Below are 1,026 nucleotides of genomic sequence, written 5' to 3'. Positions count from 1 at the left end.
GGAGGAAAGCGAACGTGCACGCCGCTCGCTCGAACGACGGCTGCGCTGCGCCCATAGCGGGCACTTCAAGCCGCTGGCCGATTTCGACTGGGGCTGGCCGCAGCAGTGTGATCAGCGCGCAATCGCCGAACTGCTGACGCTGGACTTCGTGCAGTCGGCCACCAATGTCCTCCTGGTCGGCAGCAGCGGCCTGGGCAAGACGATGATCGCCCAGAACATTGCGCATCAGGCGATCCTGGAGGGGCACACGGTGTTGTTTGCGACCGCCGGGCAGTTGCTCGGTGATCTGGCCGGCCTGGACAGTGATTCGGCGCTGCGCTACCGCTTGCGGCGCTATGCGGCGCCCGATTTGCTGGTCATCGACGAGGTCGGCTACCTGTCTTACTCGAACCGCCACGCGGACTTGCTCTTCGAGTTGATCAACCGGCGTCACGAGAAGAAGAGCACCTTGATCACGACCAACAAATCGTTCTCGGAATGGTCGGAGGTCTTTCCCAACGCCAGCTGCGTGGTGGCGATGATCGACCGCCTGGTCCATCACGCCCAAATACTCGCCATCAAGGGCGAGTCCTACCGGCGCAAGGAAGCCCAGGAACAGGCCGCTGCCCGATGATCCCGGAAGCGCACGGCGAAGACTTCGCCGTGAAGCTCACTCATCAATCTTCCGGTTTGCACGACGGTCTCGACTTGCTCATCAATTCTCGCTGGTCGCCCGATCAAGCGATGGCAGTCATCGAGCTGCTTGATGATTTGCGCGATCGGATCTGGGCGCATTATGAAGTCGCTTTGCAGGCCCGGTTCCGCGAGGTGCGCGTGACCTACCGCGACGTCGAGACCACCGATCCGCCGTTCTAAGCCAACGCCACACCATCCACACTCAGGGGCCCGCCGGGCCCCTGTTTCGTTCACGCCACAATGATCACTTCGCCGCCAAATTCCACCGCCATTTAGTGCCGCCAGATTTGTGCGGATTTACTCAGCCGCTAACATGACGACGCCGATTTCGAGGAGGTATTCATCGACAGC

Annotated in this window: 2 protein-coding genes; both read left to right on the top strand. The window is 61.3% G+C overall.

Translation table 11 applies throughout. The features are described 5' to 3' along the window. A partial coding sequence (istB, locus tag CAPSK01_RS10520; protein WP_034926143.1) for an IS21-like element helper ATPase IstB occupies positions 1-613 on the top strand: 613 nt, incomplete at its 5' end. Then, positions 610-855, top strand: a complete 246-nt coding sequence (locus CAPSK01_RS10515; RefSeq protein WP_273703483.1) for a hypothetical protein — start codon at positions 610-612, stop codon at positions 853-855. The genes istB and CAPSK01_RS10515, both read left to right, overlap by 4 nt. Positions 856-1,026: the final 171 nt, after the last annotated feature.

Source organism: Candidatus Accumulibacter vicinus (genome assembly GCF_000584955.1).
Lineage (GTDB): Bacteria > Pseudomonadota > Gammaproteobacteria > Burkholderiales > Rhodocyclaceae > Accumulibacter > Accumulibacter vicinus.
This window is presented reverse-complemented; position numbering and strand designations above follow the sequence as displayed.